Here is a 14038-nt window from a genome sequence, read left to right as displayed (position 1 = left end):
ACAAGATGAGGCAATTCTGCCATCGTGCGCGCGAGCCGGCAAGCGACGGGCGCCGCGCCTTGACGCGGATGTATGACTCATCGGCCAAGCAACACACTGGGTGTCGTCCCGGCGAAGGCCGGGACCCATGACCACCGATGCGAATTGTTATGCGCGATCGCAACGACGAGTCCCGCCCTTTAACATCCGCCGCGGCGTATGGGTCCCGGCTTTCGCCGGGACGACAGGTGCATATGCGGCACCGTTCGCCGGGACCCCCTCAGATCCCCCGCGCAAATCGGCGAAAGCCCGGCGCGCCGGTCAGGGCTTCGAACGCCGCGTCGCGCTTCTCCTCGGCGAAGGCAAAGCCGGCCATGGTGTAGCAGCGCTCGGCCGCCTCGTTGCCGATCACGAACGAGATCGATGCCCGCGAATAGCCGGCGGCCTTGCCGTCGGCGAGCGCGCGGGCGATCAGGGCCTGCGCCAGACCGCCGCCGCGATGCGACGCTGCGGCTGCGACGTGCTCGATCAGCCAGTCGCCCTCGCCGCCCTGGACCCAGCAATTGCGGGCATAGCCGCCGCGCGCAACGATGGCGTCGGCATCGGTGCCGGTCTCCGCCGCGACCTCCTCGATCGCCGCGCGTGCGGCGACGACCGTTCCGGATGCAGGCATGGCGCACAGCGCGGCAGCCGGCACACCGTCGACCTCAGCGATCAGGAAATGGGCGACATGGTACCATGACCGCACCCGCGCCACGGCGAGCCGCGCCACGAAAGCGAGGCATTCCCCCTCCGGCCGGTCGAGCGCGATGTCGAACCAGCCGCGCGGCAACGGGCCGCGCTGCGCGGCCAGCACGATGCGAGCAGTGAAGTCGGCGTCGTCGGATCGTGCGGGACGGATCGTGGATCGTCCCGCGCCGGTCATCTCAGGTGTTCGTCAGCGCGACGCGGAATTCCGCCTCGGTCTTGGCCTTGACCTCGTCGAGCGTGACGCCGTCGGCGAGCTCGATCAGCGCCATGCCGTCCTTACCGTGCTTGTCGATGGTGAACACCGCAAGGTCGGTCACGACCATGTCGACCACGCGCTCGCCGGTCAGCGGCAGGTTGCATTGCTTGAGCAGCTTCGCGCCGTCCTTGGCGGAATGCTCCATCACGACCACGACGCGCTTGACGCCGGCGACGAGGTCCATGGCGCCGCCCCATGCCCTTCACCATCTTGCCGGGGATCATCCAGTTGGCGAGGTCGCCATTCTGCGCCACCTGCATGGCGCCGAGGATCGACAGATCGATATGACCGCCGCGCACCATGCCGAAGGAATCGGCCGACGAGAAATAGCTGGTCGACGGCAATTCGCTCACGGTCTGCTTGCCGGCATTGATGAGGTCGGCGTCCACCTCGTCCTCATAAGGGAACGGTCCCATGCCGAGCATGCCGTTCTCGCTCTGCAGGTTCACGTCGACGCCGTCGGGGATGTAGTTCGAGACCAGCGTCGGGATGCCGATGCCGAGATTGACGTAATAGCCGTCGCGCAACTCCTTGGCGGCGCGGGCGGCCATCTGTTCACGGGTCCAGGCCATGAGGCTCTCCTGAAGAACTGGGTTTTAAGCGGCGGGCCGCGGGCGGGTGTTGCGGAACTCGATCCGCTTCTTGCCGGTCCCGACCTCGATGATGCGTTTGACGAAAATGCCAGGGGTGTGGATGTGGTCCGGGTCGATCTCGCCGGCCGGCACCAGATGCTCGACCTCGGCGACGGTGACCTTCGCGGCGGTCGCCATCATCGGGTTAAAGTTGCGCGCAGTCTTGCGGTAGACCAGGTTGCCGGCGGTGTCGCCCTTCCAGGCATGCACGATGGCGACGTCGGCGAACAAGCCGCGTTCCATGATGTACTTCTCGCCGTCGAATTCCTTCACTTCCTTGCCTTCTGCGATCAGCGTGCCGACGCCGGTCTTGGTGTAGAAGGCCGGGATTCCGGCGCCGCCGGCGCGGATGCGCTCGGCCAGCGTGCCCTGCGGGTTGAACTCGAGTTCGAGCTCGCCGGCGAGATATTGCTGGGCGAACAGCTTGTTCTCGCCGACATAGGACGAGATCATCTTCTTGATCTGGCGCGTCTCCAGCAGCCGGCTGAGGCCGATGCCGTCGACGCCGGCATTGTTGGAGACGACCGTCAGGCCCTTGACGCCGGAATCGCGGATCGCATCCGACAGGGTCTCGGCGATGCCGCAGAGGCCGAAGCCGCCCGACATGATCATCATGCCGTCCTTGAGGAGACCATCGAGTGCCGATTTGGCGTCGGGATAAACCTTGTTCATGCAATGAATACCTGATGGAGGGCGCGGAACGGCTCTGTCCAGCGGATTATTAGGCGAAATCTTCGCGATGCGTCAATCACGGCCCCGTCCGGCGACGGGCGGCGGCCTGCGACATCAACATGGCCTTGAAAGCGACAAGAAAACCCTTCAAGTTGCGTGGGTTGGCACCGGCTTCCATTGCGCAGCCGGCAGTGTTCGACGACGACCCGACAAAACTCAACCCGACCGGATATGTCATTGACGATTGCCCAAGGAATTAAGCGCCTGGGGATGCCGATCGCGGCGCTTTTCGGCCTGGCGCTCGTGGGGCTGGTCGCAACGTCCTGGTTCCTCAACCGGGACGCGCTGCGGAGCGCGGTGGAAGCGCAGATTCGCGCCGTGACCGGGCTCGAGCTCGTCGTCAACGGGCCGATCGACGTTTCGGTGTTTCCCGGCAGCTATGTCTCCTTTCACAATGTCGGGCTGAAGGGCGCCGATACCACCGATCCGGCCTTGCAGGTCGACGTGCTGACCGCGAACCTGCGCCTGCTGCCGCTCTTGCTGCGGCGGTTCGAGATTGCCGACGTCATGATGCTCCGTCCGCATATCCATGTGGTTCGCGACAGCGCCGGCGAGAGCAACTGGACCCCGTTCGTCGAGACCATCGCCAAGACGATGACGCCCGGCGCCGAGAACCAGGTGTCATTCTCGGAAATCCGGATTCAGGACGGCGAGCTGAATTACGAGGACGGCACCAACCACATCTCCGAACAGCTCGGCGATATCGACCTTTCACTGGCCTGGCCCTCCATCTCGCGTTCCTTTGCCGCAACCGGCCAGTTCGACTGGCGCGGCGAGCGCGTCGACGGCTCGATCAGCGCCAGCGATTTCGTCGCGCTGCTGTCCGGCGACCGCTCCGGCCTCAAGGCGCGGCTTGCCAGCGCGCCGCTGAAGATTGCGTTCGACGGAACCGTCGCCAACCGCACCAGCCTGATGATGGAAGGCACCGCCACCATGGACTCACCGTCGCTACGCAACGCGTTGCGCTGGATGGGCCAGGCGCCGCCCGGCGGCGGTGGCGGCTTCGGCCGCTTCGCACTGAAGGCTCGCGCCAATGTGGTCGGCGGCTCGGTCGCGCTGACCAATGTCAATGTCGAGCTCGACGGCAATGTCGCCGAGGGCGTGATGACCTACGCCAATAACGGCCGGCAGACGCTGCAGGCGACGCTTGCCGCCGGCAATCTCGATTTCACGCCCTACATCTCGACGTTCCGCCTGCTGGCCAGCGGCCAGCGCGACTGGAACAGGCAGCTGTTCGACCTCTCCTCGCTGTCGTCGACCGATCTCGACATGCGCCTGTCGGCAGCCAAGGTGACGGTCGGCCCGTCCAAGCTCGGCCGCACCGCGTTCGGCGCCAATCTGCGCGGCGGCGCGCTCGCGCTCAGTGTCGGCGAGGCGCAGATGTATGGCGGCATCGCCAAAGGCTCGTTCGCGATCGCGCGCTCCGATGCGGTCGCCGACGTCAGGGCGCAATTCCAGTTCACCGATGTCGATCTGCAGGCCTGTGCCAGCGAACTGTTCGGCATCAACAAGCTGTCCGGCCGCGGCAACCTCAACGTCTCGCTGACGGCCTCCGGCTCGAGCCCGTTCGGGCTCGCGTCGTCGCTGGACGGTACCGCGACGCTGAACGGGCATGACGGCGCGATCGCCGGCTTCAATGTCGAGCAATTGCTGCGGCGGCTGGAGAAGCGGCCGCTGTCCGGCGGCGGCAATTTCCGCTCCGGCTCGACGCCCTATGACAATCTCAGCGTCTCGGTGAAATTCGCCGACGGCGTCGCGACCGCCGACGACATCCATGTCGAGAGCCCCGCGGCGAAGATCACGCTGACCGGCACCGCCTCGGTGCCATCGCGCGAGTACGATCTCAAGGGCGTCGCCAGCCTAACCTCGGCGGCTGCCGGCGGCACCGCGTTCGATCTGCCCTTCGTGATCCAAGGCCCGTGGGACGATCCGTTGATCTTCCCCGATCCGGAGAGCCTGATCCGCCGCTCGCCGGCATCCGCCCCGTTGCTCGACGCGGTGAAGGATCGCAAGACCCGCGACGCGGTGCGCTCGGTGATCGAGCGCATCACCGGCGGAGCCGCGCGGCCCGCGGCCGCGCCCGATGCCGCGGCTGGCGCACCCGCCAACGCACCGGCGACAGCGGTCGAGAATGCCAAATCGAACTGACCAAAGTCGAACTGACCAAGGGTCGAACTGATCGATCCATTCACTTTCCGCATCAATGCAGCGGGACTGATCCACACTCTCCCGCGAGCCCCCTACAGAAGTCGTCGACGCGGCATCTTTATCGGGTCACGGGCATGCGCTAGTGTTTTCCCTAACCGGTTAAAAAAGCCGGCCTCATGAGGGGAGAAGAACGTGAGATCCAAGGTTATCGGTGCGCTATCAATTGCGGTCGCTGCGGTCGGCCTGTTCGCCGCAACTGCACCCGCTCTGGCCCAGGGCAAGACGATCACCGTCTGGTGGGGCAAGGGATTCTACAAGTCCGAAGACGACGCGCTGCTCGATACGATCAAGAAATTCGAAGCCAAGACCGGCATCAAGGTCGAACTGTCGCAATACGCGATCCAGGACATGATTCCGAAGACGGTTGCCGCGCTCGATTCCGGCACCGTACCCGACGTCGCCTATTCCGACACCTACGATGTGCAGGCGCAGGGCAAGTGGGCCTTCGAGGGCAAGCTCGAAGACCTGTCCGACATCATGCTGCCGATGAAGGACGCCTTCGCGCCGAACACGCTGGAAGCGGCCCTGCTCTACAATGACGTCACCAAGAAGAAGTCCTATTACGGCTTCCCGCTCAAGCAGCAGAGCATGCACGTCCAGATCTGGGGCGACATGCTGGAGAAGGCCGGCTTCAAGGCCGCCGACATCCCGACCAAGTGGGAGGATTACTGGACGTTCTGGTGCGACAAGGTACAGCCGGGGATCCGCAAGGCGACCGGCCAGCGCACCTACGGCGTCGGCCAGCCGATGGGCGTGGAATCCACCGACTCGTTCCAGTCGTTCTACACCTTCATGGACGCCTATCATGTCAAGCTGGTCGACGACGACGGCAAGCTGCTGGTCGACGATCCCAAGGTGCGCGACGGCCTGATCCACGCGCTGAAGGACTATACCGACACCTATATCAAGGGCTGCACGCCGCCGTCCTCGACGACCTGGAAGGACCCGGACAACAACGTCGCCTTCCACAACAAGACGATCGTGATGACCCACAATTTCACGATCTCGATCGCGGCGAAGTGGTTCGAGGATTCGACCAACCCGGCGCTGACCGACGCGCAGCGCGCCGCCGGCAAGCAGGCCTACGAGCACGACATCATCACGGCGTCGTTCCCGAAGGCACCGGACGGCTCGACGATCCGGTACCGGTCCGACGTCAAGACCGGGCTGATCTTCGCCAACGCCAAGAACAAGGCGGAAGGCAAGCAGTTCATCAGCTTCCTGTTGCAGGAAGACAACGTCCGGCCCTATATCGAAGGTGCGCTCGGCCGCTGGTTCCCGGTGACCAAGGCGAGCCAGGCGAGCCCGTTCTGGCAGGCCGACCGGCATCGCAAGGCGGTCTGGAATCAGTTCACCGGCGGCACCGCACCGTTCGACTTCACCAAGAACTGGAAGTTCACCATCCTGAACAACGAGAACGTCTGGGCCAAGGCCATGAACCGCGTCGTCAGCGAGAAGGTGCCGGTGGACAAGGCCGTCGACGAACTGATCGCCCGCATCAAGCAGGTCGCGGGGTAACGTAAAGGATGCTGACCGCCGCGGACATACGTATCTGTCGTCCCTGCGAAAGCAGGGACCCATACGCCGCGGCGGTCGTTTTGAATGATGCTGGTCATCGGCTTTCGTGCAACAACGCAGGCCGGTGGTTATGGGTCCCTGCTTTCGCAGGGACGACGGCGTAGGCGCAAGCGGCAGCTTGCTCAAAGAGTTCACGAATGGCGATCACGCTCTCCGCATCCGATGTCCCCTCGCCGCCACTGTCTGCGCGGCTGTCGCCGCCGCAGGTCTGGGGCATCGTGCTGCTCGTGCCCTATCTGCTCGTCTTCCTCGCCTTCGTGGTCTATCCGGTCGGCTACGGCCTGTGGCTGGCGCGCCATCCGTCAAGCTATGTCGCACTCTATAATGACCCGATCTTCGCGCGCGCGGCGGTCAACACGCTGATCTTCCTGGTCATCGGCATCAACATCAAGATGCTGATCGCGCTGTTCCTGTCCGGCTTCTTCGCCCAGCAGCGACCCTGGATCAGGTGGCTGTCTGTCATCTTCATCCTGCCCTGGGCGGTGCCGTCGATCCCGACCATCCTGTCGGTGCGCTTCATGCTCAATCCCGAATGGGGCGTGGTCAACCAGCTGATCTTCAAGTTCACCGGCGACGACGGCCCGAACTGGCTGAACGATCCGGCGGTCGCGCTCGCGATGGCGATCGGCGTGCACATCTGGAAGTCGCTGCCGTTCTGGACGCTGATCCTGCTGACCGGGCGGCTCGCCATCCCGCACGATCTGTACGAGGCATCCGACGTCGACGGCGCCAATTGGTGGCAGAAATTCCGCTATATCACCTGGCCGTCGATGCAGACGCTCTACATCACCTGCACGCTGCTCTCGATGATCTGGACGCTGGGCGATTTCAACAGCGTCTATCTGCTCACCGGCGGCGGGCCCGCCGACCTCACCCACGTGCTGTCGACCCTCGGCATCCGCTATCTCAGGCTCGACCAGCTGTCGCTGGCGATGGCCTCGATCGTCTGCGCGATGCCGTTCGTGCTGCCGCTGGTCTATTACATGATGAAACGGTTGTCGCGATGAAGCTGCCCACCCTCCGCGAAGTCGGCACCGAAGCCAAGCTGCTGCTGATCGGCATCCCGGTCTTCATCTGGACCATGATCCCGATCTACCACATGTTCGTATTCGCGATCTCGCCGAAGGAGGACGCGTTCACCGGCAAGCTGTGGCCGACGCATCCGACGCTGCATAATTTCTCGATCGTGTTCCACCAGCAGCATTACTTCCTGCGCGACTTCTGGATCCAGTTCTGGAATTCGGCCGTGATCGCGCTCGCCGTCGGCGCGCTGACGCTGTTCGTCGCCACCGCCGCGGCATTCTCGATCTCGCGGCTGCGCGTGCCGGGCGGCCGGGCTGTGATGAACCTGGCGCTGTTCACCTACTTCATCCCGGCGGCATTCCTCGCCGTGCCGATGTACCGCACCATGGGCACCTACGGCCTGCTCAACAATCACTGGTCGCTGATCCTGGCGATGGTGACGATCGCCGCGCCCTACGCGATCTGGGTGCTGAAGCAGGCTTCCGACAAGCTGCCGGTCGAGCTCGACGAGGCCGCGACGATGGACGGCGCCACCACGCTGCAGCTGTTCCGCCTGGTCTATGTGCCGCTGATGATGCCCTCGCTGGTCGCGGTCGGCACCTACGCGATCCTGCTCGCCTGGAACGAGTATCTCTATGCGTTCCTGCTGCTGTCGAAGGACACCGACATCACGCTGCCGGTCGCGCTCGGCAACTTCCTCGCCGCCGACGACTCGCCGTGGGAGCTCTTGATGACCACCGGCTTCATCTACGCGCTGCCGCCGGCCGCGGTGTACTACGCCTTCAAGCGTTACATGGTCGGCGGGCTGACCGCCGGCGCCGTCAAGTCGTGAGGCCAGAGCGTTTTCGAGCGAAGTGGACACCGGTTCGCGTGAAGAAAACGCGTCAAACAAGAATCTACAGCGGCGCGGCGCTCTCGCCCTGCGAGCTCGACAGTTTCGAGGCGAACGAGGCGACCACGATGATCACGGCGATCAGCGCGATCACCAACGTGCAGATCGCGTTGATCTCGGGCTTCACGCCGAGCCGGACCTCGGAATAGATCCGGATCGGCAGCGTCGCCGAGCCGGGACCGGTGGTGAAGCTCGCGATCACGACGTCGTCGAGCGACAGCGTGAAGGCGAGCATCCAGCCGGCTATGATCGCCGGCACGATCAGCGGCAGCGTCACCAAGAGGAACGCGCGCACCGGATCGCAGCCGAGGTCCATCGCGGCCTCCTCCAGGCTGCGGTCGAGCGTGGCGAGGCGCGACTGCACCACGACGGTGACGAAGCACATCGTCAGCGTGGTGTGGGCGATCGTCACCGTCCAGAAGCCGCGTTCGGCATTCAGCGCCACGAACAGCAGCAGCAGCGACAGGCCGGAGATCACCTCGGGCATCACCAGCGGCGAATACAGCATGCCGGAGAACAGCGCCCGCCCCCGGAACCGCTCCCCGCGCGCCAGCCCGACCGCCGCCAGCGTGCCCAGCAATGTCGCCAGCGTCGCCGACACCGCGGCGACCGACAGGCTCATCCACGCCGCCTCCAGCATGGCGCGATCGCTGAAGAACTCGTGGTACCAGCGCAGCGACCAGCCGCCCCACACCGTCACCAGCCGCGAGGCGTTGAAGGAATAGATCACCAGGATGACGATCGGCAGATAAAGGAACGCCAGCCCCAGCGCCAGCGACGTCATGTTGAAGCGCGTCAACCTGGTGACGGTGCCAGCCATCAGCGATTACTCTCGAGTTGGCGGCGTTGCAGGCGGTCGTAAAGCACGAGCGGCGGCACCAGCAGCAGCAACAACGCGACCGCCGCGGCTGACGCCACCGGCCAGTCCTTGTTGGTGAAGAACTCGAGCCACAGCGTCTGCCCGATCATCAGCGAATTGGAACCGGCGAGCAGATCGGGAATCACGAACTCGCCGACGATCGGAATGAAACAGAGCAGCGCGCCGGCGCCGACGCCCGGCAGCGACAGCGGGAACGTCACCAGCCAGAACGCCTGCAGCGGCGAGGCGCCGAGATCGCCCGCCGCTTCCAGGAGCGACGCATCCATCTTCGAGAGCGTCGCATAGAGCGGCAGGATCATGAACGGCAGATAGGAGTAGACGATGCCGAGATACATTGCGCTATCGGTCGACAGCCAGACCACCGGCGCGGACACGATGTGCAGCGCCAGCAGGATCTGGTTGAGCAGGCCGTCATGCTGCAGGATGTTGATCCAGGCATAGATGCGGATCAGAAATGAAGTCCAGAACGGCACGATGACCAGCATCATCGCCACGCCCTGCCAGCGCTGCGGCAGCCGCGCCATGCCGTACGCGATCGGGTAACCGATCAGCAGCAGGATCAGCGTCGAGGCCACGGCGACGACGAGGCTGCGCAGATAGGACAGGATGTAGAGATTGTCCTGCAGCAGCAGGCGGAAATTGTCGAACGACAATTGCGCGAACGCCGCGGCCAGCGCTGCGCCCCCCTCGGTGATATCGAACACCGGCGTATAGGGCGGCTGCGCGATCGCGGTCTGCGACAGGCTCTGATCTTCAGCACGAAGCCGAACGGCACCAGGAAGAACAGCACCATCCAGAGGTAGGGCGCGATCGCGGCGAGCCGCGCCGGCCGGGCGAAGATGCGGCGCGCGCTCATTGCTCGAGTACCAGGCAGTCGTCGGCGGTGAACCACGCCACCACGCGCTGGCCGGCGAGATAGGCGTCGACATCGAGCCGCGCGGTATTGGCCATCGACGAGCGCACCACCGCGCCGGATTCCAGCTTCACCCGGTAGCTCGTCACGCCGCCGAGGTAGTTGACATCAGTGACGACGCCCTCCAGCCGGTTGATCGTCTGCGATGCACCCGCGTCCGAGGCCGGCGCGCGGCGCGACAGCTTCACCTTCTCGGGCCGGATCGCGACACTGACCACCTCCTTGGTCACCGGCGGCCACAGCTCGCTGACCGCGAGCGTGCCTGCTTCTGCGGTCGAGACCGTCAACCGTCCATTCTCACGGGCCGCGACCTGGCCGTTGAACAGATTGATATCGCCGACGAACTCGGCGATCCAGCGCGAGGCCGGTGCCTCGTAGAGATTGCGCGGGGTGGCGACCTGGACCAGACGGCCGGCATCCATCACCCCGATCCGGCCGGCCATCGTCATCGCCTCTTCCTGATCGTGAGTGACGATGATGAAGGTCATCCCGAGCCGGCGTTGCAGCTCCATCAGCTCGCCTTGCGTGCTCTCGCGCAGTTTCTTGTCGAGCGCGGCGAGCGGCTCGTCGAGCAGCAACACCTGCGGGCGGCGCGCCAGCGAGCGCGCCAGCGCGACGCGCTGTCGCTGCCCGCCGGAGAGCTGATCGGGCTTGCGCTTCTCGAGCCCCTCGAGCTTGACGAGCGCCACCATCTCGGCAACGCGGGTCGCAATATCGCGACGCGCCATGCCGGCGCGCCTGAGGCCGAAGGCGATGTTGTCGCGCACCGACAGATGCGGGAACAGCGCATAGTTCTGGAACATCATGTTGACGGGCCGCTCATGCGGCAGCACCTGGGCGATGTCGCTGCCGCCGAGCAGGATGCGGCCCTCGTCCGGGGTCTCGAAGCCTGCGAGCATACGGAGCAGCGTGGTCTTGCCGCAGCCGCTCGGGCCGAGCAGCGCGAAGAACTCGCCGGCGCGGACGTCGAGCGAGAGCCGGTCGACCGCGCGGAAATTGCCGAACGACTTGGCGACGCCCTCGATCCGCAGCAGCGGCATGTCCGAGACGGCCGGTTCAGGCAACGGCTTTGCCGCCTCCCCACTCGCTTCGCCCGATGTCACGTCCGCAAGCCCCGATTCCCCGCAAGGTCGAATCCTGGCGGCAAGCTAGCGGCGGATCGCCACCGGCTCAACCGCCTCACGGACATCTCCCGCAATATTGTCGGCTTTCGCGCCTCTGCTAGACTTCGCAGCCAAATTCGGGAGGACAACCGATGATTCACGACCGCTACGGCCTGCCACTGACCACCACCTCGGACCGCGCCGCCGCGTACTATGTCGACGGCGTCGATCGCATGCTCGCGGCGCTGCACGGCGCTGACTCAGCGTTCGAGGCGGCGATCGCCGAGGACCCCGATTTCGCGTTGGCCCATCTCGGCCGTGCCCGCGTGCATCAGCTCAACATGGAGGGCGCCAAGGCGCGCGCCAAGGCAAACGATGCGCGGCGGCTGGCGGCGGCCGCGAGTCCGCGCGAGCGCCAGCACATCGAGATCATCGCGTCCGTGATCGAGGGCCAGGGCAAGAAGGCGATGACCGCGGCCGAGCAGCATCTCGCCGAATATCCGCGCGATGCGCAGGTGCTGTCGCTGTTGCTCGGCGCCTTCGGCCTCTACGCCTTCTCCGGCCGGCCCGACCATGACACCGCGCGGCTCGCGATCTCCGAACGTTACGCCAGCGACTATGGCGACGATTGGTGGTTCCTCACCTACCTCGGCTGGTCCAAGACCGAAGCCGGCGACCTCGTCTCGGGCCGCGCCATCACCGAGCGCGGCTATGCGTTGAAGCCGGAGAACGCCGGCGCCGCGCACGCGGTGGCGCATGCGCTGTTCGAGCAAGGCGACGCGGCGGAAGGCCGCAGCTTCCTCTCCGCTTGGCTGCCGGCGAATGATCGCACCAGCTTCCTGCAGGGCCATCTCGCCTGGCACCTCGCCTTGATCGCGATCGAGGAAGGCGACGCCGACGGCGCGCTCGGCATTTACGAGCAGCACATCAAGCCGGCGAACCGGCCCTATCCGCCGCTCAATATCTATACCGATACGGCCTCGCTGCTGTGGCGGCTGTCGGTCGCCGGCAAGACCGGCCTCGAGTCGCACTGGAAGGATGTCGCCGCCTATGGCGACGGCTACTTCCCGAAGGCCGGCGCGCATTTCGCCGACGTGCACCACGCGCTGGTCGCAGCCACGACGAACAACGATGCGCTGGAGACGCGATTGGCCGAGATGGCGGCGCGCGATGCCGACGGCAAGCTGGCGCCCGGCCCTGCCGCGATCGGGCTCGGCCGGGGCGTTGCCGCCTTCGCTGCCGGCGACCATGAGCGCGCCGTGCGCATCCTGGCGCCGCTGATGCCCGAACTGGTGCGGATCGGCGGCAGCCATGCGCAACGCGAATTGTGGGAGGACACCTTCATCGTCGCGTGCCTCCGCGCGGGTCAAGGCCGGCAAGCAACGGGCCTGATCTCGGAGCGGCTGCATCGCCGTCCATCCAAGCGTGACCTCGCCTGGTCACAGGAGGCGGCAAGGCAATAGCCGAAACTCAATCCAGCTTCGCCATGAACGCCGCGAGCGCATCCTGATCGGCTTGCGGCATGGTCAGGCCGAGCTTGGAGCGGCGCCACAGGATATCGTCGGGAAAGCGCGCCCATTCCTTGTGCATGAGGTAGCGCACCTCAGCTCCAGTCAGTTCCGGGCCGAAGGCTGGGCCGAGATCGACCTTCTGCTTCGCCTCGCCCAGGATATCCTTCACGTTCAGCCCGTAGGCGGCCACCAGCCGCCGCGCCTCGTCCTCGCCGAGGAAGCGCCAGCGGTCGCGCGCGATGTCGACCTCGGTCTCGAAGCGCTGCCACGCGAATTCGCCGCCCGGCAGCGGCACGGTTGCGGTCCAGCGCGGCGTCATCGGATAGAACCGCGTGAACTCCGAGACCGCCCGCTCGGCACGGCGCCGCGAGGTGGTGACGTCGCCACCGAAGATGGTGAGCAGCGGCGCCTTGCCGCGCCTGAAGTCGAGCGATGCGGCACCATCGCTGCTGCGCCGGCGCGCGGGAGCGACGACGGAATTGGCGCCGGAAATCGTTCGCAGCACATCGGCCGGGGTGATCTGCTCGCGAAAATAGCGATTGGCCGCGTCGCAGAGATAGGCCACTTCGCGCACACCCATCGCGACAATGGCGGGATCGCCCTTGAAGGCATGACTGATGCTGCCGATCAGGGTGAAGTCGCGCTCATAGGGGCTGGCGAAGATCAATTGTCCGTCGGAGTTCTGGAACGCATAGACGTTGTCGCAGTCGAACAGGCGGCGCACCACGATCTGGCTGATCTGCACGGTCGCAAGCGGTGGCGCCGGCACGCGCAACACGGTGTCGGCGACGGAGGCGGTCCACGCGCCGGTCGCGTTGACCAGCGACCGCGCCGTGATCACCCGCCGATAGCCGCGGTCGATCGCGACCAGCCGCCAGGTCTCGCCGCGCTCGGCCCGGGTCACGCGCGCGCCGGTGCGAATATCGGCGCCGCGCGCCGCGGCATCGACCGCGTTGAGCACGACGAGCCGCGAATCGTCGACAACGCAGTCGGAATATTCGAACGCGGTTCCGAACGGCCGCTTCAACGCATTGCCGACCGGATGGTGGGTGACATCCAGCGTCGTCGAGCGCGGCAGGCCGCTGCGCGACGCCAACCGCTCGTAGAGCAGCAGCAACGACCGCAATTGCCACGGCGGCCGCTCCTCGGCATGCGCCGGGATCGCAAAGCGCATCGGCCGCAGCAGATGCGGCGCGATGCGCAGCAACACATCGCGTTCCCTGAGGGCCCGACGGACGCGGAAGAACTCCCGCCGCTCCAGCCCGGCCAGATCGCCATGGACCAGCCGCGGCGAGGCCTGCGACGCGCCGGAGCCGAGATCGCCCTGCTCCAGCAGGATCACGCGCAGGCCGCGGCCGGCCGCATCACGCGCAACGCTCGTGCCGTTCAGGCCACCGCCGATGATCGCGACGTCACAGTCCGCCATGCCCAACGCCTATCGCATTTCAATGCGAACGAAATACGTGTTCGCGGAAAAGAAGTGCGTCAAGGGCGCGGCTCTAAAGCACGACGAGATTAGATTGAATGGCAATCGCGAAGGCAGTGCGCCCCCTCTCCCGCTTGCGGGGGAGGGCTGGGGTG

General features: G+C 65.6%; 10 protein-coding genes and 2 pseudogenes. 5 read left to right on the top strand and 7 right to left on the bottom strand.

The annotated features are described in order from the left end of the window. Positions 1-259: 259 nt before the first annotated feature. The 3 genes and pseudogenes from ACVWW1_RS36590 to ACVWW1_RS36580 form a co-directional block, all read right to left on the bottom strand. Positions 260-904, bottom strand: a complete 645-nt coding sequence (locus ACVWW1_RS36590; RefSeq protein ID WP_456659224.1) for a GNAT family N-acetyltransferase — start codon at positions 902-904, stop codon at positions 260-262. Position 905: 1 nt separating this feature from the next. Beyond that, positions 906-1557: pseudogene (locus tag ACVWW1_RS36585) on the bottom strand (3-oxoacid CoA-transferase subunit B). 24 nt (positions 1558-1581) lie between these two features. Beyond that, entirely contained in the window at positions 1582-2289 is a 708-nt protein-coding gene (locus ACVWW1_RS36580) for a CoA transferase subunit A (protein WP_092123538.1), read from the bottom strand. Positions 2290-2520: 231 nt separating this feature from the next. Between ACVWW1_RS36580 and ACVWW1_RS36575 the strand changes: the two genes are divergently transcribed. From ACVWW1_RS36575 to ACVWW1_RS36560, 4 genes are all read left to right on the top strand, one after another. Continuing rightward, entirely contained in the window at positions 2521-4497 is a 1977-nt protein-coding gene (locus ACVWW1_RS36575) for an AsmA family protein (protein ID WP_456659223.1), read from the top strand. A 192-nt stretch (positions 4498-4689) separates the two neighbouring features. Continuing rightward, entirely contained in the window at positions 4690-6075 is a 1386-nt protein-coding gene (locus ACVWW1_RS36570) for an ABC transporter substrate-binding protein (RefSeq protein WP_456659222.1), read from the top strand. Positions 6076-6272: 197 nt separating this feature from the next. Next, the gene (locus ACVWW1_RS36565) at positions 6273-7142 is read left to right on the top strand and encodes a carbohydrate ABC transporter permease (RefSeq protein WP_092123532.1); all 870 of its coding nucleotides are present in this window, start codon (positions 6273-6275) and stop codon (positions 7140-7142) included. Then, a complete protein-coding gene (locus ACVWW1_RS36560; protein WP_176533664.1) occupies positions 7139-7990 on the top strand; it encodes a carbohydrate ABC transporter permease in 852 nt (283 codons plus the stop codon). The genes ACVWW1_RS36565 and ACVWW1_RS36560 overlap by 4 nt, the downstream gene beginning before the upstream one ends. A gap of 64 nt (positions 7991-8054) precedes the next feature. Here ACVWW1_RS36560 and ACVWW1_RS36555 read toward each other — a convergent pair whose 3' ends face one another. From ACVWW1_RS36555 to ACVWW1_RS36545, 3 genes and pseudogenes are all read right to left on the bottom strand, one after another. Further along, on the bottom strand, positions 8055-8870 hold the full coding sequence (locus ACVWW1_RS36555; protein ID WP_456659221.1) for an ABC transporter permease: 816 nt from the start codon (positions 8868-8870) through the stop codon (positions 8055-8057). Then, a pseudogene (locus tag ACVWW1_RS36550) lies at positions 8870-9786 on the bottom strand (ABC transporter permease). Before ACVWW1_RS36550 ends, ACVWW1_RS36555 begins: the two are co-directional and overlap by 1 nt. Continuing rightward, the gene (locus ACVWW1_RS36545; RefSeq protein ID WP_456660766.1) at positions 9783-10883 is read right to left on the bottom strand and encodes an ABC transporter ATP-binding protein; all 1101 of its coding nucleotides are present in this window, start codon (positions 10881-10883) and stop codon (positions 9783-9785) included. Before ACVWW1_RS36545 ends, ACVWW1_RS36550 begins: the two are co-directional and overlap by 4 nt. 296 nt (positions 10884-11179) lie before the next feature. Here ACVWW1_RS36545 and ACVWW1_RS36540 point away from each other — a divergent pair, with 296 nt between their 5' ends. Continuing rightward, complete coding sequence (locus ACVWW1_RS36540) at positions 11180-12409, top strand: tetratricopeptide repeat protein (RefSeq protein ID WP_456660765.1); 1230 nt, start codon at positions 11180-11182, stop codon at positions 12407-12409. A 7-nt stretch (positions 12410-12416) separates the two neighbouring features. Here the strand turns inward: ACVWW1_RS36540 and ACVWW1_RS36535 are convergent, their stop codons facing one another. After that, the gene (locus ACVWW1_RS36535; RefSeq protein WP_456659220.1) at positions 12417-13883 is read right to left on the bottom strand and encodes a glycerol-3-phosphate dehydrogenase; all 1467 of its coding nucleotides are present in this window, start codon (positions 13881-13883) and stop codon (positions 12417-12419) included. Positions 13884-14038: the final 155 nt, after the last annotated feature.

The organism is Bradyrhizobium sp. JR3.5, from assembly GCF_054057015.1.
The sequence above is the reverse complement of the archived record's forward strand: the minus strand, read 5'-3'. Positions and strand labels throughout refer to the sequence as shown.

Excerpts from the sequence above, each read along its gene's own strand:
- ACVWW1_RS36590 (WP_456659224.1), bottom strand. The coding sequence starts at position 904 with ATGACCGGCGCGGGACGATCCACGATCCGTCCCGCACGATCCGACGAC.
- ACVWW1_RS36580 (WP_092123538.1), bottom strand. The coding sequence starts at position 2,289 with ATGAACAAGGTTTATCCCGACGCCAAATCGGCACTCGATGGTCTCCTC.
- ACVWW1_RS36575 (WP_456659223.1), top strand. The coding sequence starts at position 2,521 with ATGTCATTGACGATTGCCCAAGGAATTAAGCGCCTGGGGATGCCGATC.
- ACVWW1_RS36565 (WP_092123532.1), top strand. The coding sequence starts at position 6,273 with ATGGCGATCACGCTCTCCGCATCCGATGTCCCCTCGCCGCCACTGTCT.
- ACVWW1_RS36560 (WP_176533664.1), top strand. The coding sequence starts at position 7,139 with ATGAAGCTGCCCACCCTCCGCGAAGTCGGCACCGAAGCCAAGCTGCTG.
- ACVWW1_RS36555 (WP_456659221.1), bottom strand. The coding sequence starts at position 8,870 with ATGGCTGGCACCGTCACCAGGTTGACGCGCTTCAACATGACGTCGCTG.
- ACVWW1_RS36545 (WP_456660766.1), bottom strand. The coding sequence starts at position 10,883 with ATGCCGCTGCTGCGGATCGAGGGCGTCGCCAAGTCGTTCGGCAATTTC.
- ACVWW1_RS36540 (WP_456660765.1), top strand. The coding sequence starts at position 11,180 with ATGCTCGCGGCGCTGCACGGCGCTGACTCAGCGTTCGAGGCGGCGATC.
- ACVWW1_RS36535 (WP_456659220.1), bottom strand. The coding sequence starts at position 13,883 with ATGGCGGACTGTGACGTCGCGATCATCGGCGGTGGCCTGAACGGCACG.